At 45.3% G+C, this 25361-nt stretch carries 24 protein-coding genes; 16 read left to right on the forward strand and 8 right to left on the reverse strand.

Annotation, left to right across the window (positions count from 1 at the left end):
* Positions 1–322: 322 nt before the first annotated feature.
* Entirely contained in the window at positions 323–1261 is a 939-nt protein-coding gene (locus R4537_RS01060) for a lipase family alpha/beta hydrolase (RefSeq protein WP_071179031.1), read from the forward strand.
* A 9-nt stretch (positions 1262–1270) separates the two neighbouring features.
* The gene (locus R4537_RS01065; RefSeq protein ID WP_071179032.1) at positions 1271–2125 is read left to right on the forward strand and encodes a lipase secretion chaperone; all 855 of its coding nucleotides are present in this window, start codon (positions 1271–1273) and stop codon (positions 2123–2125) included.
* Between the two features lie 75 nt (positions 2126–2200).
* On the opposite strand, the gene prtV is transcribed toward R4537_RS01065, so the two are convergent.
* Positions 2201–4957, reverse strand: coding sequence for a M6 family metalloprotease PrtV (gene prtV, locus R4537_RS01070; protein WP_071179033.1), 2757 nt, complete (start codon positions 4955–4957; stop codon positions 2201–2203).
* Positions 4958–5041: 84 nt separating this feature from the next.
* Complete coding sequence (locus R4537_RS01075) at positions 5042–5314, reverse strand: hypothetical protein (protein WP_071179034.1); 273 nt, start codon at positions 5312–5314, stop codon at positions 5042–5044.
* A 592-nt stretch (positions 5315–5906) separates the two neighbouring features.
* On the opposite strand from R4537_RS01075, the gene R4537_RS01080 reads away from it, so the two are divergent.
* From R4537_RS01080 to vctC, 5 genes are all read left to right on the forward strand, one after another.
* Positions 5907–6665, forward strand: a complete 759-nt coding sequence (locus tag R4537_RS01080) for a class II glutamine amidotransferase (RefSeq protein WP_071179035.1) — start codon at positions 5907–5909, stop codon at positions 6663–6665.
* Positions 6666–7000: 335 nt separating this feature from the next.
* Complete coding sequence (vctP, locus tag R4537_RS01085) at positions 7001–7912, forward strand: iron chelate ABC transporter substrate-binding protein VctP (RefSeq protein ID WP_000842243.1); 912 nt, start codon at positions 7001–7003, stop codon at positions 7910–7912.
* Positions 7913–7961: 49 nt separating this feature from the next.
* Positions 7962–8900 carry an iron chelate uptake ABC transporter permease subunit VctD gene (vctD, locus tag R4537_RS01090; RefSeq protein WP_001923794.1) on the forward strand — a complete coding sequence of 313 codons (939 nt, stop codon included), beginning with the start codon at positions 7962–7964 and terminating at the stop codon, positions 8898–8900.
* The gene (gene vctG / locus R4537_RS01095) at positions 8890–9840 is read left to right on the forward strand and encodes an iron chelate uptake ABC transporter permease subunit VctG (RefSeq protein WP_029627747.1); all 951 of its coding nucleotides are present in this window, start codon (positions 8890–8892) and stop codon (positions 9838–9840) included. Before vctD ends, vctG begins: the two co-directional genes overlap by 11 nt.
* Positions 9841–9842: 2 nt before the next feature.
* Positions 9843–10607, forward strand: coding sequence for an iron chelate ABC transporter ATP-binding protein VctC (gene vctC / locus R4537_RS01100; RefSeq protein WP_000593076.1), 765 nt, complete (start codon positions 9843–9845; stop codon positions 10605–10607).
* A 99-nt stretch (positions 10608–10706) separates the two neighbouring features.
* On the opposite strand, the gene R4537_RS01105 is transcribed toward vctC, so the two are convergent.
* A complete protein-coding gene (locus R4537_RS01105) occupies positions 10707–11732 on the reverse strand; it encodes a helix-turn-helix transcriptional regulator (protein ID WP_071179036.1) in 1026 nt (341 codons plus the stop codon).
* Positions 11733–11818: 86 nt separating this feature from the next.
* Between R4537_RS01105 and vctA the strand changes: the two genes are divergently transcribed.
* The 6 genes from vctA (at position 11819) to R4537_RS01135 (ending at position 17986) form a co-directional block, all read left to right on the forward strand.
* On the forward strand, positions 11819–13798 hold the full coding sequence (vctA, locus tag R4537_RS01110; RefSeq protein ID WP_071179037.1) for a TonB-dependent iron chelate receptor VctA: 1980 nt from the start codon (positions 11819–11821) through the stop codon (positions 13796–13798).
* Between the two features lie 57 nt (positions 13799–13855).
* Positions 13856–14176, forward strand: coding sequence for a DUF2218 domain-containing protein (locus R4537_RS01115; protein ID WP_071179038.1), 321 nt, complete (start codon positions 13856–13858; stop codon positions 14174–14176).
* Between the two features lie 269 nt (positions 14177–14445).
* On the forward strand, positions 14446–15639 hold the full coding sequence (locus tag R4537_RS01120; protein ID WP_071179039.1) for an acetate/propionate family kinase: 1194 nt from the start codon (positions 14446–14448) through the stop codon (positions 15637–15639).
* Positions 15640–15937: 298 nt separating this feature from the next.
* Complete coding sequence (locus R4537_RS01125; RefSeq protein ID WP_235859118.1) at positions 15938–16306, forward strand: metalloregulator ArsR/SmtB family transcription factor; 369 nt, start codon at positions 15938–15940, stop codon at positions 16304–16306.
* Between the two features lie 44 nt (positions 16307–16350).
* A complete protein-coding gene (arsB, locus tag R4537_RS01130) occupies positions 16351–17415 on the forward strand; it encodes an ACR3 family arsenite efflux transporter (protein ID WP_148494978.1) in 1065 nt (354 codons plus the stop codon).
* Positions 17408–17986, forward strand: a complete 579-nt coding sequence (locus R4537_RS01135; RefSeq protein ID WP_080483370.1) for a sigma-70 family RNA polymerase sigma factor — start codon at positions 17408–17410, stop codon at positions 17984–17986. The genes arsB and R4537_RS01135 overlap by 8 nt, the downstream gene beginning before the upstream one ends.
* Before the next feature lie 46 nt (positions 17987–18032).
* Here R4537_RS01135 and R4537_RS01140 read toward each other — a convergent pair whose 3' ends face one another.
* Entirely contained in the window at positions 18033–18323 is a 291-nt protein-coding gene (locus R4537_RS01140; RefSeq protein ID WP_071178630.1) for an ArsR/SmtB family transcription factor, read from the reverse strand.
* Between the two features lie 241 nt (positions 18324–18564).
* On the opposite strand from R4537_RS01140, the gene R4537_RS01145 reads away from it, so the two are divergent.
* The 3 genes from R4537_RS01145 (at position 18565) to R4537_RS01155 (ending at position 21143) form a co-directional block, all read left to right on the forward strand.
* The gene (locus tag R4537_RS01145) at positions 18565–19659 is read left to right on the forward strand and encodes a permease (RefSeq protein ID WP_071178631.1); all 1095 of its coding nucleotides are present in this window, start codon (positions 18565–18567) and stop codon (positions 19657–19659) included.
* Between the two features lie 236 nt (positions 19660–19895).
* Positions 19896–20897: a permease gene (locus R4537_RS01150; protein ID WP_071178632.1), complete on the forward strand. Its 1002-nt coding sequence runs from the start codon at positions 19896–19898 to the stop codon at positions 20895–20897.
* Between the two features lie 9 nt (positions 20898–20906).
* Positions 20907–21143, forward strand: coding sequence for a thioredoxin family protein (locus tag R4537_RS01155; protein WP_071178633.1), 237 nt, complete (start codon positions 20907–20909; stop codon positions 21141–21143).
* Positions 21144–21188: 45 nt separating this feature from the next.
* On the opposite strand, the gene R4537_RS01160 is transcribed toward R4537_RS01155, so the two are convergent.
* The 4 genes from R4537_RS01160 to pstB all read right to left on the reverse strand — a co-directional run bounded on the left by R4537_RS01160 (position 21189) and on the right by pstB (position 25359).
* Entirely contained in the window at positions 21189–22037 is an 849-nt protein-coding gene (locus tag R4537_RS01160) for a universal stress protein (RefSeq protein ID WP_071178634.1), read from the reverse strand.
* Positions 22038–22047: 10 nt separating this feature from the next.
* On the reverse strand, positions 22048–23538 hold the full coding sequence (locus R4537_RS01165; RefSeq protein ID WP_071178635.1) for a SulP family inorganic anion transporter: 1491 nt from the start codon (positions 23536–23538) through the stop codon (positions 22048–22050).
* 303 nt (positions 23539–23841) lie between these two features.
* Positions 23842–24489: a phosphate signaling complex protein PhoU gene (gene phoU / locus R4537_RS01170; RefSeq protein ID WP_071178636.1), complete on the reverse strand. Its 648-nt coding sequence runs from the start codon at positions 24487–24489 to the stop codon at positions 23842–23844.
* A gap of 9 nt (positions 24490–24498) precedes the next feature.
* On the reverse strand, positions 24499–25359 hold the full coding sequence (gene pstB, locus R4537_RS01175) for a phosphate ABC transporter ATP-binding protein PstB (RefSeq protein WP_080483371.1): 861 nt from the start codon (positions 25357–25359) through the stop codon (positions 24499–24501).
* Between the last annotated feature and the right edge of the window lie 2 nt (positions 25360–25361).

The following is a 25361-nucleotide window of genomic DNA, read 5'->3' on the forward strand; positions in this document are numbered from 1 at the left end:
ATGTCGCTTGCTGATGACGTTGATATTCTATTTCTCACTTAAGCGGCCTTTCTAGGCCGCTTTTTTATCGCTCTTCGCCTTTTTTATGTTGCCTTAACCAAAGTTGGAGCTGTACACATTTTGTGTTAATGAAATGTTATTAATTTTATGTTTTGTTCACATTTTGACCTTTTGAGATTCGGCAATCCGCCACTTCTCTTCTAGCTTAATTAACGGTAAGAGGTCTGACTTCTACCGAGTAATGACCCTGTTTTCAGTTAATGAGACTCACGCCACTTCGTGTGATTCCAAGACTGAAGACAAGAACGAGAAGGAATATCCCTTGAATAAAATCATTATATTAATCGCTCTCTCACTGTTTTCTTCCTCAATCTGGGCCGGGACCAGTGCTCACGCGTTATCGCAACAAGGCTATACCCAAACCCGTTATCCGATTGTCTTAGTTCATGGTCTATTTGGCTTCGACACCTTGGCGGGGATGGATTACTTTCACGGCATTCCACAATCACTGACCCGAGATGGCGCTCAAGTGTATGTGGCACAGGTTTCAGCGACCAACAGCTCTGAGCGCCGAGGTGAGCAGTTGTTGGCTCAGGTGGAATCGCTACTGGCGGTAACCGGAGCGAAAAAAGTGAACTTGATTGGCCATAGTCATGGTGGCCCCACCATTCGCTATGTGGCGTCAGTGCGCCCTGATTTAGTTGCCTCAGTGACCAGTATTGGCGGAGTGCATAAAGGCTCAGCCGTTGCCGACTTAGTGCGTGGTGCGGTTCCATCGGGGTCCGTGAGTGAGCAGGTAGCGGTTGGGTTAACCCAAGGCTTGGCGGCTTTGATTGATCTGCTCTCTGGCGGAAAAGCGCATCCACAAGATCCCCTTGCTTCGCTCGCGGCGCTCACCACCGAAGGATCGCTGAAATTCAATCAGTATTATCCTGAAGGTGTTCCGACATCAGCGTGTGGAGAGGGGGCGTACCAAGTGAATGGGGTGCGTTACTACTCATGGAGTGGCGCTGCGACCGTCACCAATATTCTTGATCCAAGCGATGTGGCGATGGGGTTGATTGGGCTTGTCTTTAATGAGCCGAATGATGGCTTGGTCGCAACCTGCAGTACTCATCTTGGCAAAGTGATCCGTGATGACTACCGTATGAACCACTTGGATGAGATCAACGGTCTGCTTGGTATCCACTCCCTGTTTGAAACCGATCCGGTGACGTTATATCGCCAGCATGCGAATCGTCTCAAACAAGCTGGATTGTAGGAGCTTGCCATGAAAAAAATCGCATGGAGTTTGGGAATTGTGGTGACCATAGGGGCACTCTGTGCGATTGTTTGGCCATCTTGGTATCCCTCTCAGCCTTTAGTGACCACGCCATCGCAGGCGGATATACAAGTAGATCAATCGAGTCCGCGCGATCTCTTGGAATATTTTCTCTCAGGCTTGGGTGAAACGTCTTTACCCGTGATTCAGCAGCAAGTGCAGCGTTATGAGCAGGAAAACCAAGGCTTGCTTATTGATAGCAGTCTGTTTGCACAATATGTGCAGTATAAAGCGGCGTTATCTGAGCTGACACTGCCGCAAGCCAGCGGGGGGCTCTCGACCCAAGAGTGGTGGCAATTGCACCAAAGCTTGTTAGATCTGCAAGCTCGTTATTTTTCTGCTGAGCAGCAAGCGCTGTTTGCGGAGGAGAATCGGCTGCGCGAATTGGCGATCGAAAAGCGCCGAATTTATGAGCAGTATGGGCAAAGTGAAGAGGCGCAGCGAGCTTGGCAAGCGCTGTTGGTCGACCAGCCCGATTTTATTCAGCGCAGTGAAGCGACAGCGCAGCTATTGCCGCAGTTAACTCAAGCGGGGCAGGGGGATGCGCAGCAACGCTATTTAGCTCGCGTTGCCTTGGTGGGCGAGCAAGGGGCGCAGCGTTTAGCTGAGATCGATGATTCCCGTGCGACGTTTGAACATCAGTTTCAGGACTATTATCAAGCGCGGGCCGCTATATTAGTTCGCAACGAGCTCTCGGCCAGTGAGCAGCAAACCCAAATTCAGCAGTTACGAGAGCAGCACTTTGCGCCTGAGCAGTGGCGGCGTATTGATGCGTTAGAGCGGCTGAAAGATAACGGAGAATAAGGCTTTTTGCATTGGCATGAGCCTTAAAAAAGGGGCACCCGAAGGTGCCCAAATCCATGGAAGGAGAAGGAAGAATTACAGTTTGACTTTGATGGTGGTGGTGGTGACTGCGCCGCGGTCATCCATCACTTTGAGCTGCACATCATGGTGCCCATAGCTTGGGAAAATCGCAGTAAACATACGACCCCGCTTAATTTTACCATTCGGCAGTGTCCATTCGGTGTCGACAATGCGGCCATCACTGTCGGTACTGGTTGACCACATGGTGACCCAGCGACCTAAATGGATATAGTTGGCACTGGCTTGTGGTAACGCATTCGGTGTGTCCACTTTAATGGTTTGCTGATGAGTATCGCTATCGCCTTTGTCATCCGTCACCGTTAAAGTGACAGAGTAACTGCCTGCTTTGGTATAAGACCAAGTTGGAGCGGCTTCGCTACTGGTTTGATCGTTACCAAAATCCCACAAATAGCTGACGATATTGCCATCGCTATCACTACTGGTGTTTTGTGACGTCACAGAGAGCCCTTCGACTTTCAGTTCAAAGCGAGCCACAGGCGCGATATTTTCCGTGGTGACTTTCGACAAGCGAACAACACCGTACTCATTCTCTTTACTTTGTGAGAGCAGGTCGATCTTCAAACCAAATGGCATCACTTTGCGGCCAGAATCTGGAGCTTGAGGCGAGCTGTAATCTTGATCGTCCGAGAACGAGGCATTCGCGGTTAAGTTCATATCTTCCAGCGTGTTGCCATCAGCCGTGACCAGTTTGAGCGGCGCTTGATCAAACAGTGAGAAGGTTGCATCACGCACTTGGAAACGTGTTTGTGCCACTTCCCCCGTTTTTGACCAGACCAAGGCATTTTGGTCGGCATCGACAACGCCTAGCCAGCCTTCACCCGGATGTTTGCCAACCCAGTTATCCGCGTAAGATTCGTCCACATACCACACCAGCAAGCCCGGTTCGAATGACATCAATTGGCCAAAACGTTTTATGTTTGCTAAGCCTTGGTCAACGTCATTGTGGCTGCGCCATTGCAGCAAGTAATAGTGATTGGCTTCGTGGAAGCCCCCGTTTTTGGTGAAACCTTGGAACGCAAAGCTGGATGTGCCTTCTGCGTTATCGATCAAGCTCTGATTGCCATCCACCTCAAGGCGTAAGTCATCGACATACAGACCTTCCATGGCCAGACCGCCATCGGTCAAGTAATCAAATGCCAGTTCAACGGTTTGGCCCGCCCAAGCAGAAAGATTAAATTGCGCATCTACCCAGCCATCAGATTGACCTGAGATGGCAGGTACTAAACCTGATTTAAACGGATCATCCATCGTCGTGATATTACCGGCAATCGGTTTGCCGTTAATCAGCACACGCGCGTAGTCATAATCTTTTTCAATCTGGAACCACGCTTTAAAACGAAGAGTCGCACGCGTACCGGCAGGAATGTCCAGCTGTCGACTCATGCGATTTTTCAAATTATCGCCACGGTTCGAGTAGAAGGAGAACTCACCTTCAGCAGGTTTAATGCCTTCAACCCGTTTCATCGGCAGAGTCACTTTCACCATGTTCGGGCGTGAGTTATCTGTGGTTTGGAACAGCGTAACCACGCGCGGTTTGGCTTCTAACTCATTAATCGAAAGCTGCTCATGGTTAATCCAGCGTCCGCCAAGTGAGTTTTGTAAGAACTGCTTAGCCCATGAACTGAAAGCGGTGGGCTGTGTACCGCCAATTTTGCCCGCCCAGCTGCCAGATGACATGATTGACCAATAAGAGACAGGCTCTCCCGTACCTGTGTACTGGGTGTCATATTCATCGGGCAGACCTAAATCGTGACCATATTCGTGGGCACACACGCCGGCAGCCGCATCAATCGGTTGAATGGTGTAATCAAAGGCAGCGAATTGGCCATTGAAGCGTCCAGGAACGTTGCTTTTCGTGCCTTCAAGAACATGGTACCGGCCGAGGTTAAAACGGTGTGACCAAATCGCATCCGCGCCCAACACACCGCCACCCGCTTCTTCACCCACAGAGGCATGGAAAATCATCAAGTGATCTATCACGCCATCTGGCTCACGGAAATTACCGTTACCGTTGTAGTCATAGCGATCTTCGATATCGTAATCGGCAAGGTTAATGTTTGGATCGCGCGCAAGTTGATCCAGTGCTTCGCGAACCAGCTCCCGAGCATTCATATCATTATTGGTACCGGGAGAGTTGCCACCGTAATAAGCCGCATTCTTTGAGGCACGATACCATCCTGCTGCTTGGCCGGAGACACTGTAGCTGTTGCCAGATTCACTCTCGTAATACTGACGCATTGAGATAAAGTTTTCGCCGTTTGGACCGGTATAGCCTTTGTCCGAGAACAGCAAATCTTGGTAATGAGAAGGCTCATAACGATCGTAGAGCATCTCAGTATGCTCTTTAGTCAGGCGGTTATCATCCCAAGGGAGATCGGGGAAATCGATCAATAGCGCGAGCACTTTGTCCGTGCGCTTTTGACCAACATCTAAAGCAAAAACACGCGCCTTGTGCGGGCCTTTTTGCTTATCGATCACTTTAAGAATTTTCGCACGCTGCTCGAGCGCTTTCTTACCAAATTGCGCATCACCTTTGAATCCGGAGCGAATTTTCTCCTCCAGATAACGTTCTAGCGCAATACGTTTATCAACGTCAGAGGCATCGGCAGGAATTTGTCCGGTGCGGACTAACATTTCAATTAATTTATCCTCATTCACCACGCCTAAATCAATGGGTGTTTGAGCGTATAATCCACTGCTGAAAAAACTGGCTACGGCGGCAGCTAATAGCGTTTTTTTGATCGTTTTCATTTTATTTCCTTAATATTTCCTTATTTAAGGTGTGAAAAGGCCAGCCGAAAATAACAATCTTCGGTTAACCAGATTGGGTGATGGCTATGGCGACTCTGGATTAATACAGCGTGGCTTTAATTCAGGGTTTTCACCTGAAGAAGAGGATTCGCTATCAGCTTTGATATCGTTATTCTTATTATTAAACCTTTGCTGTAAGTAGAGGGATAATGCTTTTTGTTGCTGCTCATAAGAAAGCCCTTTGCAGATAATTCCTTGTTCAATCAAGGTATTAATTAGCTTTTCATCATTAGGCTGAGCATTGGCAAATAATAAGGTGGAATAGCAGATTACCCATAATCCAAATAGGGTGCGCATAGTACATATCCATATGTAAAGTATTTGTAACAATTTATGGCTGGCGATAATTCATAGCAAGCCTGAATTATTCATTGTTTGGCATGGCATCACATTTGCAACACATTCAGTAAACAAATCATCAATCGAATAAATGACTAATAAGACAATTAACTATGCACAATAACGACATGGATAAATGATATCTATGTCGATATAAAATATCGTAATTGTTAGTTAGGTCTGGTAAATAAAACAATTAAAGCACAATAAATAATCAGTGAAATTAAACATGCTATCAATATATGCGAAATCCCATCACTCGATTGACGATAAAATAAAGGGAAATAATTTGATCTCGCTTCATTGATTTAGTTTCGATTTGACGCTGTCGTGGTGTGAGCGATTTTGGTGCACTCTATCCCCTTCCTACTTGACGCCGCAGCGGTGTTGAACTGTCACAAAGAGGGGATAGGGAGACGAATCGAGAGCGGATTGAAGCCTTATACTGCAAGCGTTGGCTAGAATTCAGTTATATTTTTCACCCCGTATTGCACCCTGTAACTAAACATGCTTTATTGAAATCAGAAATACTTTTTTACAGGACGTGGTTATGTGTCGCTGGCTGGCTTATCAAGGGAGCCCCATCTATTTAGAGCAGTTGGTTTATCAACCAGAGCATTCGTTAGTTCACCAAAGTCTGGAAGCGCGTAAAGCGGTAACTCGAGTCAACGCGGATGGGTTTGGTCTAGGTTGGTACACAGAGCGCAGTACGCCGGGGCGCTTCCACGAAGTGTTACCGGCTTGGGGCGATGAGAATTTACGCTCATTGGCTCACCATATTCGTTCACATCGCTTTATGGCTCACGTTCGTTCATCGACGGGCACGCAAGTATCGCGTTCAAACTGTCATCCCTTCATGTATAACCACTGGATGTTTCTGCATAACGGCCAAATTGGTGACTATTGTGCGGTGAAATATGATCTGGAGCGCTCACTGCCTGAGCATTTATACATTCGGCGCATCGGTACGACGGATAGCGAATTGATTTTCCTATTGATGCTCAAAAATGGTTTAGAGCGAGATCCAGTGGCCGCTATTCGCCAAACCATTGCGGAAATAGAAGCCTTGATGGTCGTAAAAAGTGTCGTGTTACCGTTTAAAGCCTCTATTTGTCTCTCTGATGGTCAACAGTTTTGGCTGGTTCGTTACAGTACCGATGGTCAACCGCCGACGGTTTACCGCAAACCTTGGCAAGATGGAATCATCTTAGCTTCCGAGCCCTTGGATGCTTGTCCTAATTGGTTATTGGTGGAGCCGCAAACCATTACGCATGTGCTTGGGGCAGAGTGTCAGTCATACCTTATTTAAGCTATACCCTTCCTACTTGAAGCTGCAGCGGTGTTGGCTACGTTCGTTCACCCCAATCACATAGTCTCTCTATGCTCATGGGGGCTCACTCACTTGCCGCCTACCTGCAACTCCAAGTTGTTTGGGTATAAATCAAATTCATTAAATGAATCTTGTAGACCCTTGCTATTGATAAGAATTGGCGAGGGTTTGTGCATTTCTAAATTGTTCAACGATATCTTCCCTCACACAGTTGCATTGCCAAGTTGGTTTTGATTATAGTACGCACTCTCTTAATGAGAATAAGTATCAAAATGATTCCACTTGCTTATCTCAACCACCTTCGGAAGGAACATATGAAATCTCGTATTCATTGGGCTGCATTAGGATTATTGGCTGCGTTTGCTGTACAAGCTGAGACAGTAACGATTGAACATCGCTTGGGTAAAACCACCCTTGAGCAGAAACCGCAACGTGTAGTGGTTATTGGTGTGGGTGCTCTGGACGCTGTCGACAGTTTCGGTATTGAGCCGGTTGCTGTTTCAAAATTTGATGGCATGCCGGACTATTTAGCCAAATATAAAAGCAGCAAATATCCAACAGCCGGTTCATTATTCGAACCTGACTTTGAGAGTATTTACACTCAGAAACCTGACTTAATTATTGTCGGTGCCCGAGCTGCGAAAAGTTATGACGAGTTATCAAAAATTGCGCCGACCATCGTTTTTGCTGCTGAAGCTGACCAAGGCTATTGGGAAAGCACTCAACAGCAGTGGCGTAATCTAGGCAAAGTGTTTGCCATTGAACCTGCTGTCGAAGCCAAAATTGAGCAAGTTGACGCGCAATTTAAATCCATCATGCAATACAACCAACAACATAAAAGTGATGCGATGTTGGTCATGAGTTCAGGTGGTAATTTGACGACCTTTGGTGCGACTTCTCGTTTCTCCGCGGTATATAAAGATTTTGGTTTTACTGAGACTGCACCAGTGAATAAAGAGAGTAACCACGGTGATTTGATCTCTTATGAATATATTCGCCAACATAACCCTAAGACCTTGTTAGTACTTGATCGTGATAAAGTCGTTAGCAAAGAGGCAAGTGATATTCGTCAAGCATTCGACAACGATCTGATTAAAGCGACCAGTGCATATAAGAATGGTCATATCGCTTATCTTGATGTCAATGCATGGTATATCGCCATTTCTGGGGTCAAGGCCACAGAGCAAATGGTAGCTGATATGAAAGCATCAGTAGGTTTGCAGTAATAAACTAGGGAGGGGAAACCCTCCTTTGGCTTACAAGCTGAGGTTAGCTTTGAAAAAGTTATTGCTTGTTTTAGTTATTGCCAGTTTGGCTTCGTTATTTGTTGGGGTGGGGCAGTTATCACTGTTTGACCTTATTCAAGGTGATGAAAACGCTTGGCAACTACTCCTGACCAGCCGAGTATCAAGATTATTAGCGATTCTTCTCTCTGGTGCTGGGTTAAGTATTGCTGGCCTTATCATGCAACAGGTTAGCCAAAACCGTTTTGCCGCGCCTTCGACTTCCGGTACGGTTGAGTGTGCCATGCTTGGTTATGTTCTTAGCTTGGTGCTGTTTGGTCATGGTCAAAATTTATGGTTGATTTTCGGCGTTTCCATGTTGGGTACGCTGGTGTTTGTGTTTTTTATTCAGCGTATTCAGTTTAAAAATGTCATTTTTGTCCCGTTGATTGGGATTATTTTTGGCAACGTTATCGACTCTCTTGCTACTTTCATTGCTTACAAATACGACGCAATCCAAAACTTATCTGGTTGGGCCGTGGCTAATTTTGCCAATTTGCTCAAAGGAGATTTTGAACTGCTCTATTTAGCCGTTCCGGTTGCCATATTCAGCTATCTGTATGCTGCGCGAATTTCAGCTGTGGGTATGGGTAAAGATTTTGCAACCAATCTCGGCCTTAATTATCAGCAGGTTATGATCATTGGTGTGGCATTAGTCTCTATTATGACGGCAACAGTAGTGATGATTGTGGGTCAGTTACCTTTCCTTGGGCTGATTGTGCCCAATTTAGTCAGCCTGTATTACGGCGATAATTTGCGCAAAAACATCCCATTAACCGCAATTTTCGGCGCGTTATTCGTATTGGTGTGTGATTTGGTAGGGCGGGTGATTATCTTCCCTTATGAAGTCCCTATTTCCATGATCATCAGTATCTTGGGTGGTTCAGTGTTCATTGCCTTGATTTTACGGGGGCAGCGTCATGCAGGATAGGACCAAATTATTGCTGTTGATTGCGCTTTCCTTATTGTTTGCCGCTCTATTTATTGGCGTCGGATTAAACGCAAACAACTACCAATACTTTTTGTCGCGTCGCGTGCCAAAAGTGTTGGCGATGATATTTGCGGGGATAGCCATTGCGCAATCGTCACTGGTATTCCAAACCATCACTCATAACCGGATCCTGACACCGAGTATTATGGGTTTTGATGCTTTATATATGTTTACTCAGGTGCTCGTCGTTGTTCTATTCGGCGGTCTGAGTAGTATCGCGATGAACGTATATTGGAATTTCTCGCTGTCCGTCGCGGCGATGCTCAGTTTCTCAACTTTGTTGTTTACCTTTTACTTTCGCACCGGGCATCGCAATCTTATCGTATTGTTACTGCTTGGTGTGATCCTTGGACAACTGTTCTCCAGCATTGCTTCATTTTTTATCATGCTGATGGATCCAAATGACTTTGCTTCTGTGCAAGGGAATATGTTTGCCAGCTTTAATAACGTGAACACCAAGCTCGTGTATGTTGTGTCACCTTTGCTACTTTTGGCCTGCGTATTCTTGTTTCGCCATCATCGAGTGTTGGATGTGTTCTGGCTTGATAAAGATAATGCGATTAGCTTAGGGGTGGATGTGAAAAAGGTGACGCGAAATGTGCTGCTTATCAGTGCTCTTTTGATATCCATTTCTACCGCTTTGGTTGGGCCCATCATGTTTTTTGGGCTTTTAGTCACCAACCTGACTCGTGAGTGGTTTCGCTCCTATCACCATTCGACTTTGTTATTGGCAACGTCGGCGATGTCGGTGTGCACCTTACTTTCGGGTCAATGGATAATCGAAAAGGTGTTCCATTTCGGTACCACCTTGAGTGTGGTGATCAACTTTATCGGCGGCATCTACTTTTTGTCGCTGTTACTTCGTAATAAAGTGGTTTAGCAATGATTAAACTGGAAAAACTCACGAAACATTTTGGTACTAAGCGCGTAGTGAAAGAGGCTAGCGCCCAGTTTGATAAAGGGCAGGTCACGGCAATTATTGGTCCGAATGGGGCAGGGAAAAGTACCCTGCTTTCAATGGCGAGCCGTTTGGTCAATCGTGATGCGGGTAAAGTGTGGATTGAGCAGCGTGAGCTGGTTGATTGGAATACCAAGGCATTAGCACAAAAACTGGCGGTACTGCGTCAGTCCAATGTGCTGAATATGCGCTTTACGGTGCGAGAGCTGACCGCTTTTGGCCGTTTCCCTTACAGCCAAGGAAAATTGACCGCGCAAGATGAGCAGATCATCAACCAAGCGATTGAGTATCTCGATCTCGAAACCATTCAGTATCAGTATCTGGATGAGCTGAGTGGTGGTCAGCGTCAACTCGCGTTTATCGCCATGGTGATGGCACAAGATACCGATTACATCTTCCTCGACGAGCCGTTAAACAATCTGGATATCAAGCATTCGTTGCAAATCATGTCTACGCTGCGCCGTTTAGCCCATGAGCTAAATAAAGCGGTGGTGGTGGTTATTCATGATATTAACTTTGCCTCTTGCTACTCGGATAAAATCATCGCGTTGAAAAAAGGTGAAGTGGTAGCGACAGGCTCAGTCTCTGAGGTGATTCAATCTGAGGTACTGAGTCAAATTTATGAAACGCCGTTTAATGTAATCGAGATGCAGGGACAGCGCCTGTGTCTATACACACTTCCAAGTTGATTGCGCCCAATACTTACCAGATACGGCCACGATGTTGGAACCTCAATCCTATGTTCATGAGGATAATTTACCGAGTTACCACACTCGGGCAACGTCACGTCATTTTGGAATAGTGTCTGAGCTGTGCTGCTCTAGAAAAGCCTGCGGAGAGATACCAAAGGCTTTTTTAAACGCTGCGGTAAAATTCGAAGGATGCAAATACCCAGCCTCATAGGCGGCTTCGGTTATTGAGACTAAACCTCGCTCTAGCTGTTGGCGTGCCAGTTGTAATCGGCGATGTCGGATATAGTGTGCGACAGTCATATTAAAACGAGCTTTAAATTTACGTTGTAAGTTTGAAACACTCATCGCGTGTTGTTCAGCGAGTTTTTCTAAACAAATCTCATCATGCAAGTGCTGGTCGATGTAGTGCAATAACTGATGAATCCATTGCTCAGATTGCCCATCCTGATGCTGAAACGAAGGTGTTACCTGTTCAGGGCATTGCAACACCGCTTCTTCAACTAAGCGCCACACTGTCGCTTCACGGGTAATATGCGCACTTACCGTTGGTGTGATACGGTGAGCGAGCAATGCTTCAACGGCTTGCCAACTATCCTTGGTCAACGAGAGTGGTACAACCGCTTTATCTTGTTGTAAAAAATGATGCAGTGGACACGTTTGCTGTGCAAACTTTTGTAATGTATCTGGTGTTAGCACTATGTTGAGTTTACGTACTGTCATTCCTTGGTGGAAACGACGATGAAAAATACAGGGTTGTTGCAAATTGACCATCAAAGCTTGTGGTTGTTGATCTGCGCACAGTTTGAGTTTCAAGTCATCATAGGAAAAGCATAATGTACCTTCAAGCAACAGAATAATGATCAAAGCGGGAGGGCTGGTGGTCATGACATCGCAGTCTGTTAGTTCATGACAGCAGCCTCCATGCAAACTAAATCCACTAGGGCTGGTGTATTCAATAAACTTGCCTTGCGCCATAACAGGTTGGTTGAGGTTAGAGTTAATAATCTGTTCATCAAGATCCTGTATTACATGACGTGACAACGTGACGGTTTGCCGTGGGGGTTGTTTTACGGCAGACAAAGCACTCTGCGTGTTTTCCATAACTGATGTGCGATTTTGCATAATCAATTCAACTTCTCTATTGGTTGAGCTCAATTTAACATGTATGCGAATCGTTATCATTTGTATTTTTGAGGAATTGAGTCAGTATGGATATTTGCAAGAAGTCTGCGTTATGGCTTGCGATCACTGCCGCGATGTCGGCCAACGCGGTTGCTGAGCAGAAAGCGACACCGGAGCAAGAAAATGTTGTGGTCTGGGGTACGAAAGTATCGAGCAACTCGGAATCCCTTAGCACGGACGACCTATCACTCAAACAAGCCGATCATATGTCGGATTTGTTGCGTGATATTCCCGGGGTTGATGTAGGCGGAACGCACTCGGTTAACCAACGAATTAACATTCGCGGATTGGGTGAAACTAACCTTGATATTCGCTTGGACGGTGCTTCACAGCACGCCAATATGTTCCACCATATCGGTAACTTAACGCTTAACCCAGACATTTTGAAATCAGCCGATGTGCAAGTAGGTAACAATTCGGTGACACAAAGTGGTCTTGGTGGTGCGGTCTATTTTGAAACCAAAAATGCCAAAGATCTTTTGCGTGGTAGTGAACAATTTGGTGCGCGAATCTTCGGTGGTTATTCATCAAATGATAGCCAACAAGGCTCACTGACCGTTTATGGTCAATTGAGCGAAACGGTTGACGCTATGGTTTATGGGCAAGGTATCTCGCGCGGTAACTTTGAAGATGGCGCTGGTAAAGAAACCTTTGGTGTCAAAGGGGATACTTACAACGTTCTTGCAAAAGTCGGCTTTGAACCGGCTGATGGTCATCGATTCCAAGTTTCTTATGATGTCTACCGTGACAAAGGTGACTATAGCCCGCGCCCTGATATGGCAGGCAGCGCCAACGAAGGTTTGACCAAAAAACTTTTGATCCCGACCCATTATGATCGCGATACCATCACTGGCTCTTATGAGCTCAAGCAAGAACAGCACCGTGGTAAAGTCACCCTCTACAGTAGCCAAACCGAAATTGATCGTGATGAAAGTGTGATGGCGGGTGTTTGGCCGGACAACCGCCTTTCACGCAATACGGCGACAAACCGCAATGTTGGCATTAATGCGCTCTTCCAATCTGACTACGAACTGGCCGCGCACCGTAACCAAGTAAGCTATGGTATGGATTATGTCGATCAAACCAGCAAAGCGACCTACGGCAGCACGCCATTTATGGAAGAATCTGCAGTTTCTACCGCTGTGTTTGCGGAGAACAAACTGTATGTGAATGATGTTTGGTCAGTGACCGCCGGTCTGCGTTTTGATGATTTCAAACGTAAAGCCATGACAGGCACGAAAGATTTTGATGAGGTGACTTGGTCACTCGGTACGGAATGGGATGTGACCAGTGATTGGACGCTGTTTGCCAACGCCCGCTCGCTATTCAAAGGCCCAGAGCTGCTGGAAACCTTTGTTCGTTACCAAGATCAAGCTCGCTTAGCGGATAACATCAAACCTGAAACGGGCTTAAACACTCAAGGTGGTGTGCGCTTTGATAAAACTTATGGCGATCACTTTGTGGGTGCCAACTTCACCCTGTTTAAAACCCAGATTGATGACCATATTCGTACTAGTAACAGTTACCTGATCAGTAACGTTGGGGATATGGAAATCAAAGGTTTTGAACTGAGCACAACCTACGCTTACCAAGCCGCGAGCGCCAAGCTCTCTTACGCGCACTCAGATGCGAATGATGTTACAAAGGGTGGCCCAATGCTCAATTCCGTTGGTAACAGCGCCGATATGGGTGACAGCATCGCGCTCAGCTTAGGTTATCAAGCGGATTCGATTGATACCCTGTTTGGCTGGACTTCAATAGTGGTTCTGGATGAAGACAACGTAGTGGCTGGCGCCCCCAAGAAAGAAGGCTATGACGTGCATAACCTTTACGCTCAGTGGACGCCATATTCCGTCCCGAACCTAGTGCTGACGTTCGGCGTGGATAACGTGTTTGATGAGCTTTATGTGTCTCATGCTTCACGTGTTGGCTTAGCGAAAAGCTTTGTAGCCGATGATTACGAGCCGGGACGCAGCTATAAGCTATCCGCCGCTTACCAATTCTAATCATTCTTACTCTATTTAAGCCCGCTTTGTGCGGGCTTTTGCACTGGAGATTTTGTTATGTCGTCTCAATTTCAAGCGTTGTACCAATCCCAAGCCACGTTGCACTCTGAGCATGTGGTCAAATATTTAGTCACCTTATGTCGCCATTTTGCCCGCAAAGTCCCTGCGACTTGGGATGAAACACAAGGGCAAATCGAGTTTCCTGTGGGAGTGACCACCTTAACCGTGTGTGAGAAAAACCAAACGCTGACGTTTGTTTGTCAGGGGGACAGCGAGCAAAATGTGGCCGCACAACGCGCGGTGATCGATTCGCATATCGATATGTTTTCACGCCGAGAATCCATTGCACTGGAATGGCAAAAGACACCGATTGCATAGTGGCTCTGCATCATCTTGCCTCTCGGCATTCATCCCTTACTGCATCAGCGTTCGTTATGACTGACGAGCGCTTTTTTCTTTCATGAAAAATTGAAATATTTCTCGGCTAAAAAGAAATCTCTTCTTGCTTAAGATCAACAAAAAAACGTTTCTATTGCACAAAAAACTAAAACAAAGTTGAAAGATTAAAAAAATATTGAATAATGCTAGTTCTATAATGACGAAGCAAAAATGCTTCCCCTTAACGTCTGAAACAGGATACAGCCCCGATGTCGAACTCGTATGTGTTGGTCATAAACTCTGGTAGCTCATCATTGAAATTTGCAGTGATTGATTCCCAAACGGGGGAAGCGCTGATCTCAGGCCTTGGCGAATGCTTCGGCATGCCTGAAGCTGTAATCGGTTGGAAATATCAGGGTGAGAAAACGCAAGAGGCGATTACCGCCGCCGATCATCATCACCAACATGCGATCAACCGCATTGTGGGCTTAATGGAAAGCTTGGGCTTCGCTCAAGACTTAGTAGCGGTAGGACACCGTATTGTGCACGGCGGTGAGAAATTCACCTCGACCGTTCGTATCGATGAAGAAGTACTGGCAGAAATCGAAAGCTTGTCCGATCTTGCTCCGCTCCACAACCCGGCCGGTGCGAAAGGTATCCAAGCGGCGATGGCGGCTTTCCCAAGCTTGCCACAGTTCGCTGTGTTTGATACCGCCTTCCACCAGACGATGCCGAAAAAGGCATTCACTGGTGCTATCTCTCATGAACTGTACAAACAATACGGTATCCGCCGCTACGGTTTCCACGGCACCAGCCATTACTACGTTAGCCGTGAAGCGGCCAAAATGCTCAACAAGCCGATTGAGCAAGCGAGCTTCATCTCGGTTCACTTGGGCAACGGCGCTTCAGTTTGTGCGATCAGCAACGGTCAATCGGTCGATACATCTATGGGCTTCACGCCATTGGCAGGTCTGATGATGGGTACACGTTCTGGCGACTTAGATCCCGGCATCATCGAATTTTTGATGAAAAAAGGCTGGAGCCAAGAGAAAGTCTTTGAAACCCTGAACAAGAAATCCGGTTTCTTGGGTGTCTCCGGCCTGACTTCAGATGCTCGCGGTATTTTGGAAGCGATGGAAAACGGTCACGAAGGGGCGAAACTGGCGTTTGAAGTGTTTACTTACCGTGTTGCCAAATACATCGGCTCTTACCTGATCCCGCTAGATCATCTGGATGCAATCATCTTCACTGGTGGTATTGGTGAAAACTCACTGCCGATTCGCCGTGAAATTCTCGGCAACCTAAAACTGCTTGGTTTCGTTGAAGACGAAAAAGGCAACGAAGCAGCGCGTTTTGGTAAAGCGGGCATCATCGCGAAATCTGAGTTGCTTAACGCCGTAGCCATGGTGATCCCGACCAACGAAGAATTCGTGATTGCCCAGCAGTCGGTTGAGATGCTGTAATTTTTATTAAAATCAAATAGATAAAAGCGAGCTTCATGCTCGCTTTTTTAATTCTTTATGTTGGATAGACCATAGGTAAGTGGCCCTATCTCAAGATAGTCATAACTCACTCTATTGATTTTTGGCAAGCCATATGACTGACAGGGGTAGTGGTGGAGTGTTTGTGCTCCATCTCCTGACAGTAATCAATAGTAAGACGCTAGTTTCTTATCGTTATCGGTTTAATTTTCTTAATCTGTCTAGATGATCTTGAGTTACAAGTTGACATATGTGTAATTTCATATATATGATATTTCGTATGTGTTACCTGTGGGTTCTACTCAACGCTATGTTTGATCCAATCCTTCTTTACAAAGCACTTTCTGAAGAAACTCGGCTTAAATCTCTGCTGTTAATGCAGAAAAAAGGGGAGTTGTGTGTCTGTGACCTCATGCAGGCGCTTAATCTCAGTCAGCCCAAAGTCTCTCGGCATCTTGCCGAGTTGAGAAAACATGAACTTGTTCTTGATGAACGCCGTGGTAAATGGGTTTACTACCGTATCAACCCCGCGCTAGTTCCTTGGGTCAAGCAAGTGCTGGAGATCACCCTTAATCATAATAGGCCGCTCATTGACGTTGAGCTGCAGTCCATGAAGGGTAAGTCGTGTTCAATTGAAGTGAGTGAATAGTTTATGCCCTGTTTCTTCAACCGTTTCAACTTAAAGAGGTCTGTATGACTAATATATCTAGCTGTGTCGAAACCAGCGCATCTGAAAAAATGAGTTTTCTTGACCGATACCTAACCGTATGGATTTTTCTTGCAATGGCCGTTGGCGTTGGGATTGGAGTATTCTTCCCTCAGGCGGCTCAGTGGAACGAAAGCCTATCTGTTGGTTCAACCAATATCCCACTTGCCATTGGCTTAATCTTAATGATGTACCCACCGTTGGCGAAAGTGAACTATAGCCTTTTAGGTGAGGTAACTCGTGACAAACGCGCGATAACACTTTCATTAGTGATGAACTGGCTCGTGGGACCGATTCTTATGTTCACATTAGCCATCATTTTCTTACGCGATCAACCTGGTTATATGGTAGGACTCATTCTGATTGGCCTTGCTCGATGCATCGCAATGGTGTTGGTTTGGAATGATATCAGCGGCGGAAACAAAGAGTACGGGGCAACCTTAGTTGCTTTAAATAGTGCGTTTCAAATTGTCACGTACAGTATTATGGCATGGCTGTTTATTACTGTGTTACCCCCTTACTTTGGTCTTGAAAGTTTCGTTGTTGACATCACTATCTGGGATATTGCACAAAGCGTCTTAATTTATTTAGGCATCCCTTTCTTAGCGGGTTTCCTAAGCCGTAAGCTATTGGTCTCAGCAAAAGGTGAACAGTGGTATAACGAAGTCTTCATCCCTCGTATTTCGCCAATCACCCTGATTGCACTTTTGGCAACCATCGTTTTGATGTTTAGTTTGAAAGGTGAAATGATCATCGAGTTACCGATGGATGTGTTCCGTATTGCAGTACCACTGATCATCTATTTTATGGTGATGTTTTTTGCGAGCTTCTACATCGGGAAACGTATGGGGATCCCTTACGACCAAAATGCTTCTATCGCGTTTACTTCAACGGGCAATAACTTCGAACTGGCTATTGCCGTATCAATCGCTGTATTTGGGTTAAACTCTGATCAAGCGTTTGCTGGTGTGATTGGACCTTTGGTAGAAGTGCCTGTCTTAATCGCTTTGGTTAACGTCGCCTTGAGAATGAAGCGTAAATATTATGCCTAAGAGCCGTATTTCGAAACAAACTTCAGCAGTGCCATGTCTCATTGAGACATGGCATCTTTCCGAGTCCGAGCTTTACTACTGGCTGCTTAAGCAAACAGGTGATCCTGAGCTGAGCTTTGATTTACTACAAGATACCTTCTTGAAGGCGTTACAGCAGAAGCAAGCGTTTTGCGATATTCAAAACCAAAGAGCATGGCTATATCGGGTAGCACGGAATATGCTCATTGATAAGCAACGTAAGGCGAATCAAGAACAAGTTCAGGATCTGAGAGATAATGAGCCGATATTGGAAGAGCATGAACTTCCCGCCGTCGATAGCCTTGCGCAATGCCTACCTAAAGCGCTATCAAAACTGACTGAGTCTGAAAGCGAAATTATCAAACAGTGCGACCTACAAGGTCTTACTCAACAGCAGTTTGCCGAGAAAAATGGACTCACTTTAGTGGCAACCAAATCACGCATTCAACGCGCTAGACAAAAACTTAAACACATTTTGCAAACGCAATGTCACATACGTTTCGACGAACAGCAGCGTGTTTGCTGCTTTTTCAAAGACAGCGATAGTCTCTAAAATCGAGTGAATTCGAACTTGCTAAGTCGATCAATACAGCCTTTTCCTATTCTTCATCACTACAGCACTCTTGCCGTAAGAAATTGATCACTGTCTCCAAGCAATCATATTCCGCTACGCAATATAGGGTACGCCCCTCACGACGTTGAGAGATTAAACCTGCTGAGGCCAAGCTAGATATATGATGTGAAAGTGTAGACGCAGGAACGCCAAGTGTCTCTTGTATCACTCCCACCGCTATCCCTTGATGGCCCGCTTTAACCACAACCTTGTAGATACTTAACCGAGTGATATGTCCTAACTCTTTAAGCGCTTTCGCTACCGCTTCTAGTTCCATTGTAGTCTCTTTAAATAATCGTATCGAAAATACTTCCATGATAATGGAATCATTAATATCTGACAAACAGGATCAGGCTGATTTCGATACAGTGAAAAACGACACACCCAATATTTCTATATTTTTATAAATATAGGATTGACTAAAATCCTCTCTGAAAACTATAATTCCAGAACTGTCGAAATAAAGCATGTAACTGGTTGACCCAGATGCCGCAAAGAATGTGATTCGGAGATTTAAAATGAACCAAGAAATTGCCACCATGGTAAATGAAGCACTTGATATGTTTGCATTTTTAGCGATAGAGCTAACCATACTTTTCCTAGTAATTAGTTATATTGTAGGTGCGTTGCAAGAAGTACTTACACCAGAAAAGATTCAATCAATCCTTAGCTCTAAAGGAGGGAAAGGGTGGTTCATCGCGGCCTTACTAGGTTCGATTACACCATTCTGTTCCTGCTCTACAATCCCCTTCTTAAAAGGGTTGTTAAGAGCGAGAGCTGGTTTTGGCCCTATGATGGTGTTTTTATTTGCAAGCCCATTGCTTAACCCTGTGATCATTGGCTTGTTTGTCATCACCTTTGGGTGGAAAGTTGCAGTGTTCTATTTCGTGATTGCAATGACAGTGTCTGTGGTTTCGGGATATGTGCTTGAAAAATTGGGGTTTGAGCGCTATGTAAAACCTGAGGCGTATGAAGCAGCAGGTGGATCTTCATGTGGCATATCCTGTGGGGAGCCAAGTAAGCAAGATGAAGAGGAATTAGCATCAAGCTGTAGTCCTCGTTCTTGTTGTGAACCAACACCAGTTGTCGCCACAAAATCATGTTGTGGTGAGCGTACGTTAAAAGCTGAGCCTAAAATGGAAATATCTTGTTGCTCTGCCAATGGCAGTTCAAGTGCGATGTTCGTTGAAACAAAGCAACCAAGTCGTTGGATACGAGTCTGGCATTCTACTTGGAAAGATTTTAAACAAGTGTTTCCATACCTCATGATGGGGATTGCAATTGGCTCCATTATTTATGGTTTTGTGCCAACAGATTTCATTGCGAAATACGCGGGTGAAACCAAATGGTATGCGATCCCAGTCGCTGCAATTATCGGTATTCCGTTGTATATCCGAGCGGAAGCGGTAATACCGTTAAGTGCGGCTTTAGTGCAAAAAGGTATGGCTCTCGGTTCAGTAATGGCACTTATCATAGGTAGTGCTGGTGCAAGCCTCACAGAGGTGGTTTTGTTGAAATCTATCTTTAAGAACCAAATGATTGCCGCGTTTTTGTTTGTCATTCTCAGTATGGCAATCTCTGCGGGCTATTTGTATAGCTACTTTTTCATTTAAACATCAAGCTATTCCTTAGATTTAGAGGAAGGCACTAAAGAAAAATTACCACGGCTCTAGGCAAGCCGTGGTCAACCTAACAATAAGCTTCATCACACCATCCCCCACTTATAACTTAAACATAGCTAAATCACTTTTCCCAAGCACAAAGATAATAAAAAATTCTTTGCATCCTTTCGGCACCAACTTCGTCTTAGTCTACAAAAGCGATAAATAACGAGGTTGAAGGAGCCGATATGTTTGAAGTCTTTACCCATCTTGCTGATTGGATGACCTACCAGTTATTTGCTATGCAGCAAGGTACTAAGCTGGCAGATACTATTCACTTTTTTATAGAAGACACTAGTAAAATCATGGCGTTGCTGGTCATCATGATTTATGTCATTGCTTTGTTCCGCGCTTCTTTAAATGTTGAAAAAGTACGCCACTATCTTGCGGGAAAGCGCCGCCTTTTTGGCTATGTGACGGGGAGTGTCTTCGGTGCAATCACCCCATTTTGCTCATGTTCAAGTATTCCCGTTTTTCTTGGCTTTACATCAGCAGGTATCCCACTTGGGATCACCATGGCATTTTTGATTACCTCGCCATTGATCAATGAAATCGCAGTATTGCTTCTGTTTAGCTTACTGGGATGGAAGTTCACCATCATATATGTCCTGATTGGAATGCTTATCGGGATGTTGAGTGGCTGGTTGCTGGATCTGATAGGAGCAGAGCGTTGGTTACAGCCATTTGCCGCAAAAGCCATGCAGAAAGCCCAAGCCCAACAGCATACTCAGGGAAATCACGTTAGTAACGAAGAGGCTGCAATCACACTTTCATATCGACATCAGTTTGCCAAACAAGAGATGGTTGAAATCATCGGTCGGGTTTGGAAATGGGTGTTTATTGGCGTGGGTATAGGCGCAGGCTTACATGGCTTTGTACCCGATGGCTGGATAGAAGCCCACTTAGGCGCAGGTCAGTGGTGGTCGGTTCCAGCTTCGGTATTGATTGGTATCCCCTTGTATTCCAATGCGACGGGGGTGATCCCCATCATGGAGAGTTTATTGAGAAATGGTCTTCCCATTGGTACGACATTAGCATTTTGTATGAGCACAGTCGCTGCAAGCGTGCCTGAATTCGTCATGCTAAAACAAGTGATGCAATGGCGCTTGTTGGGGCTTCTTTTTGGTCTGCTACTGACAGCATTTACTGTTATGGGGTGGATATTTAACTTACCGTTCTGGCAATTTTAGGAGATAAACATGAAAGCATTTAAAGTACTAGGGTCAGGTTGTGCCAACTGCATTAATACCGCGAAACTGATTGAGAAAATTGCGGCAGAGCAAGGTGTTGATGTTTCGGTTGAAAAAGTAACCGACCTTGAAACGATCATGAATTATGGCGTGATGTCTACTCCAGGCGTCGTCATGGATGAAGAAGTGGTTCACGCAGGTGGGATCCCAAGCTCTGAGAGCGTGATTCATTGGTTATCTCGCTAACTCAATATGAATGATAAAAGCCTTCCGTGAGGAAGGCTTTAGATTCTATCGTATCAGTAACAGAGGGACCGTTGTATCGGTAATAATCCTCGTCGTATTACTGCCGACAAAGAACTGGCGAAGTTTAGAATGCCCGTAAGCCCCCATCACAATCATGCCAATCTTTTGCTGCTGCTGATAGGTCAAGATAGCAGAATGCACTTCGCCTTGTAATTGGGCTTCAACAACGTTGATACCATTGGTCTTGAGTTTTTGCGCGGCATTTGAAAACGCATCGGATTTGCTATCAGAATCTTCAACCATCACAAGATGACAGGTCATGCCTTTTAGAAGCGGAGTGTTGATCGACTTATCAACCAGTTTCTCGCTGATCGTACTGCCGTCGAAGGCAAGTATGTAACTATCTGGCTGAGAAAAATGACCTGAGGCAATCAGGATATGAGCCTTAATCGAACGCACAACACTTTCTAACTGTGAGCCAATGGTTTTAGTATCATTCTGATGAAGCTCACCAGACTTACCCATAACTAAAACACGAATGTCTTGCTCCATATCGATTAAGGTTTCAACGAGATTGCCATGCTTTTGTAGCTTTTGAATATCGTGGTGACCCTGTTCATTCAAGTGACTTTCTAGTTCACTTAATAGCGCTTTTCCGTGCTTAAGTGCAATTTTTGCTCGTTGCTCATCAAGTTCAACAAGCTCTGCCAGTAACTGCTCTCTCGCACCTAAGCCAATATTGCCACTTAATTCACTGTCCGCTTCTTGTGACGATTTATCTAATACATGAAGTAGCGTCAGGGGGGCAGATAGTTTTTTTGATGTCCATGCGCCAATGTCGGCAACCGCTTTAGAATAGCTTGAACCATCGATACACGCGATTATGTTTGTCATATTTGGCTCCTTAGTGTCCGCCCATCAGTTTTTCAACTTCTTCTGGTTTATCGTGGATACCAAACTTATCAACGATGGTGCTGGTTGCTTCATTCATGCCAATCAAATTGACATCGGTGCCTTCACGTCTGAATTTAATCACAACACGATCGAGAGAAGAAACCGAGGTAATATCCCAGAAATGTGCATTTGAGAGATCAATCGTGACACGCTCAAGCGCTTCTTTAAAGTCAAACGCTCTTAAAAATTGATCCGACGAAGCAAAAAAGACTTGTCCCACAACACGATACGTACGCTCTTCACCACTTTCAGACAAATCGCTTTTCACCACCATGAAACGACCAATCTTGTTGGCAAAAAATAGCGAAGCCAGTAAAACACCGACAAAGACACCAATGGCGAGGTTGTGAGTCGCGACCACTACCACCACTGTCGCAATCATCACGATACTGGTTGATAAAGGATGAGACTTCAGATCTTTAATCGAACTCCAAGAGAAAGTACCAATAGAGACCATGATCATCACGGCAACTAATGCAGCCATTGGAATAAGTTTCAGCCAATCACTGAGGAAAACCACCATAATCAATAAGAAAATACCCGCACAAAGCGTAGAAAGACGACCACGACCGCCCGATTTGATATTGATGATGGACTGACCAATCATGGCACAGCCTGCCATACCACCAATAAAGCCTGTTGCGATATTGGCAATACCTTGGCCTTTACACTCACGGTTCTTATCGCTGCTCGTATCCGTTAAATCATCCACAATCGTGGCCGTCATCATAGATTCAAGCAAGCCTACAATCGCAAGACCGAATGAATAAGGCAAAATAATCCAAAGTGTTTCAAGGTTAAGCGGGACATCAGGCCATAAGAAAACAGGCAAAGTGTCAGGGAGCTGTCCCATATCGCCTACCGTACGAATGTCGATATTAAAGACAATCGCGACAGCCGTCAGCGAGATAATACACACAAGTGGTGATGGTAAAAGTTTTCCGACATAAGGGAGATAAGGGAACAAGTAGATAATCGCAAGACCCGCAGCCGTCATCGCATAAACATGCCAGGTCACGTTGGTTAACTCTGGCAGTTGCGCCATAAAAATCAAAATCGCTAACGCATTCACAAAGCCAGTGACCACCGACCGAGAGACAAAGCGCATTAAATCCCCTAGCTTGAGATAACCTGCTGCGATTTGGATGATGCCCGTCAACACGGTTGCGGCTAATAGGTATTGTAAGCCATGCTCTTTAACGAGCGTGACCATCAATAAAGCCATCGCTCCTGTAGCCGCTGATATCATTCCTGGACGTCCGCCGACAATGGATATGATAAAAGCAATACTAAATGAGGCGTACAGACCCACTTTAGGGTCAACACCAGCAATAATGGAGAACGCAATCGCCTCAGGGATCAAAGCTAATGCGACAACTAAGCCAGCCAGCACATCACCACGCACATTGGATAACCAATCACGTTTCATCGTTTCAATCATGAATTTACTCGTAAAATTAATAAATTAGTTAATGTATAGAAAGGAATTGAGAAAGGCGGGTGGTCTAAGGCGGCGTAATTGACATCGAGTCGCTCCATAAAAAATAAAAACGTGATCCTAACGACAGATTAAGAAACAGTCAAATTTCATTACGGCTATCAATAAGAGCACTATCGACCTAGTATATGGTGGTTAATTGGTTTACCTAGAATTAGTAGAGGCGTTTATTCTGGCTTTCTGCATGAACATAAACAGTATAAGGGTCTAAACAAGTTAAGACCCTTATTTACAGACAATACCCGTTTAAGCCCCATTCACCATAAACTGTACATCTGTGGCAATGTCACTGATATGATCGCCAGCTCGCTCTAGCCCTTTCGCAATAAACAATAGTTCAACTAGTTGTTGAGATGAAGTGGTTTGCTGGTTAAAGCCCTGAATGAGAAGTGTGTATACATCTCGATAATAGGCATCGAGCGTATCATCGCCTTCCCAGACAACATTCGCCTGAGTGGCATTTTTAGTATTGTATGCCTCAATGACGCTACGCAGCATTGTCACTAGGTGTAAATGCATCTGGTGAAATATCTCATTAAGTTCATCAGGAATGACTTGTTTGAACTGACTCGACTTTACCGCCATCGATTTTGCATAATCACCGACACGTTCTAACCTAGGTGCGATGCGCATTGATGAGAGGATAAAGCGCAGGTCATCGGCTACGGCATGTTGACGTGCTAATACTCTGGCTCCATGTTGCTCGATGTTGCTCAAGCACTGGTTGGCGATACGGTCTTGAGCAACAATGTTATCGGCTAGTTCGGTATTAGGTTTATCAAAGACATCAATCGCTTGCTCGAACTCTGTTAACACAATGTTGGCGAGTTCATTGAGTTCGTTTTTTATCTGTTCTAAGTCACGATCAAATTTCTTTAGAGTATGATTTTCCATTTTATCTTCCTAACCAAAACGGCCTGTGATGTAGTCGCGAGTCTTCTCTTTTGCTGGTGACGTAAACAAAGTATCTGTTGACGCAAATTCAACCATTTCGCCCATATGCATGTAAGCGGTATAGTGAGAGATACGCGCTGCTTGTTGCATGTTGTGCGTTACCATGACTACCGTAGTCTCTTTGTGCAAGTCGCTCAGTAGGTCTTCAATCTTGGCTGTCGCAATGGGATCTAATGCCGATGTCGGTTCATCCAGTAGCAATAAATCTGGCTTTGGCGCTAATGCTCGCGCGATACAAAGGCGTTGTTGTTGCCCTCCAGATAACCCATAGGCTGAGGTGTGGAGTCTGTCTTTAACTTCATCCCAAATCGCTGCACCTCGTAACGACTCTTCTGCACGAGCATCAAGCTCGGCCTTGTTACTGACACCGCGAATACGCAGTCCAGCCACCACGTTTTCATAAATGCTTTTCGGAAAAGGGTTAGGTTTTTGGAACACCATGCCGACCGTTAAACGAACTAGGCCTGGATCCATATCAATCAGATTATGAGCACCAGGATGCAACAGGATTTCTCCATCATAGCGATTGCCAGGATAGAGATCGTGCATTCGGTTAAAGCTACGCAGCAGCGTACTCTTGCCGCAGCCAGAAGGACCAATCAACGCGGTTATCTTCTTATCTGCAATCGGTAAATTGACATTGTGCAAAGCATGAACCTTACCGCCGTACCAGAAATTGAGGTTTTTGACTTCTGCACGAAGCGTCTCTTTCACTGAGGAAGCAGCCGATATCGCTGCGCTGCGTTTCACGCTATCTAGCTCAGTTGCCGCTGATTGGCTAGAGAAAGTTGAAATGGTTTGTGTCGTCATTG

The sequence above is a fragment of the Vibrio paracholerae genome (assembly GCF_037672085.1).
Taxonomy (GTDB): Bacteria; Pseudomonadota; Gammaproteobacteria; order Enterobacterales; family Vibrionaceae; genus Vibrio; species Vibrio cholerae.

Excerpts from the sequence above, each read along its gene's own strand:
- R4537_RS01150 (WP_071178632.1), top strand. The coding sequence starts at position 19,896 with ATGTTTGAAGTCTTTACCCATCTTGCTGATTGGATGACCTACCAGTTA.
- R4537_RS01135 (WP_080483370.1), top strand. The coding sequence starts at position 17,408 with ATGCCTAAGAGCCGTATTTCGAAACAAACTTCAGCAGTGCCATGTCTC.
- R4537_RS01075 (WP_071179034.1), bottom strand. The coding sequence starts at position 5,314 with ATGCGCACCCTATTTGGATTATGGGTAATCTGCTATTCCACCTTATTA.
- R4537_RS01145 (WP_071178631.1), top strand. The coding sequence starts at position 18,565 with ATGAACCAAGAAATTGCCACCATGGTAAATGAAGCACTTGATATGTTT.
- R4537_RS01125 (WP_235859118.1), top strand. The coding sequence starts at position 15,938 with ATGTGTTACCTGTGGGTTCTACTCAACGCTATGTTTGATCCAATCCTT.
- R4537_RS01160 (WP_071178634.1), bottom strand. The coding sequence starts at position 22,037 with ATGACAAACATAATCGCGTGTATCGATGGTTCAAGCTATTCTAAAGCG.
- vctC (WP_000593076.1), top strand. The coding sequence starts at position 9,843 with ATGATTAAACTGGAAAAACTCACGAAACATTTTGGTACTAAGCGCGTA.
- R4537_RS01105 (WP_071179036.1), bottom strand. The coding sequence starts at position 11,732 with ATGCAAAATCGCACATCAGTTATGGAAAACACGCAGAGTGCTTTGTCT.
- pstB (WP_080483371.1), bottom strand. The coding sequence starts at position 25,359 with ATGACGACACAAACCATTTCAACTTTCTCTAGCCAATCAGCGGCAACT.
- phoU (WP_071178636.1), bottom strand. The coding sequence starts at position 24,489 with ATGGAAAATCATACTCTAAAGAAATTTGATCGTGACTTAGAACAGATA.
- R4537_RS01065 (WP_071179032.1), top strand. The coding sequence starts at position 1,271 with ATGAAAAAAATCGCATGGAGTTTGGGAATTGTGGTGACCATAGGGGCA.
- R4537_RS01080 (WP_071179035.1), top strand. The coding sequence starts at position 5,907 with ATGTGTCGCTGGCTGGCTTATCAAGGGAGCCCCATCTATTTAGAGCAG.
- vctP (WP_000842243.1), top strand. The coding sequence starts at position 7,001 with ATGAAATCTCGTATTCATTGGGCTGCATTAGGATTATTGGCTGCGTTT.
- R4537_RS01115 (WP_071179038.1), top strand. The coding sequence starts at position 13,856 with ATGTCGTCTCAATTTCAAGCGTTGTACCAATCCCAAGCCACGTTGCAC.
- R4537_RS01165 (WP_071178635.1), bottom strand. The coding sequence starts at position 23,538 with ATGATTGAAACGATGAAACGTGATTGGTTATCCAATGTGCGTGGTGAT.
- R4537_RS01155 (WP_071178633.1), top strand. The coding sequence starts at position 20,907 with ATGAAAGCATTTAAAGTACTAGGGTCAGGTTGTGCCAACTGCATTAAT.
- prtV (WP_071179033.1), bottom strand. The coding sequence starts at position 4,957 with ATGAAAACGATCAAAAAAACGCTATTAGCTGCCGCCGTAGCCAGTTTT.
- vctG (WP_029627747.1), top strand. The coding sequence starts at position 8,890 with ATGCAGGATAGGACCAAATTATTGCTGTTGATTGCGCTTTCCTTATTG.
- arsB (WP_148494978.1), top strand. The coding sequence starts at position 16,351 with ATGACTAATATATCTAGCTGTGTCGAAACCAGCGCATCTGAAAAAATG.
- R4537_RS01140 (WP_071178630.1), bottom strand. The coding sequence starts at position 18,323 with ATGGAACTAGAAGCGGTAGCGAAAGCGCTTAAAGAGTTAGGACATATC.
- R4537_RS01120 (WP_071179039.1), top strand. The coding sequence starts at position 14,446 with ATGTCGAACTCGTATGTGTTGGTCATAAACTCTGGTAGCTCATCATTG.
- vctA (WP_071179037.1), top strand. The coding sequence starts at position 11,819 with ATGGATATTTGCAAGAAGTCTGCGTTATGGCTTGCGATCACTGCCGCG.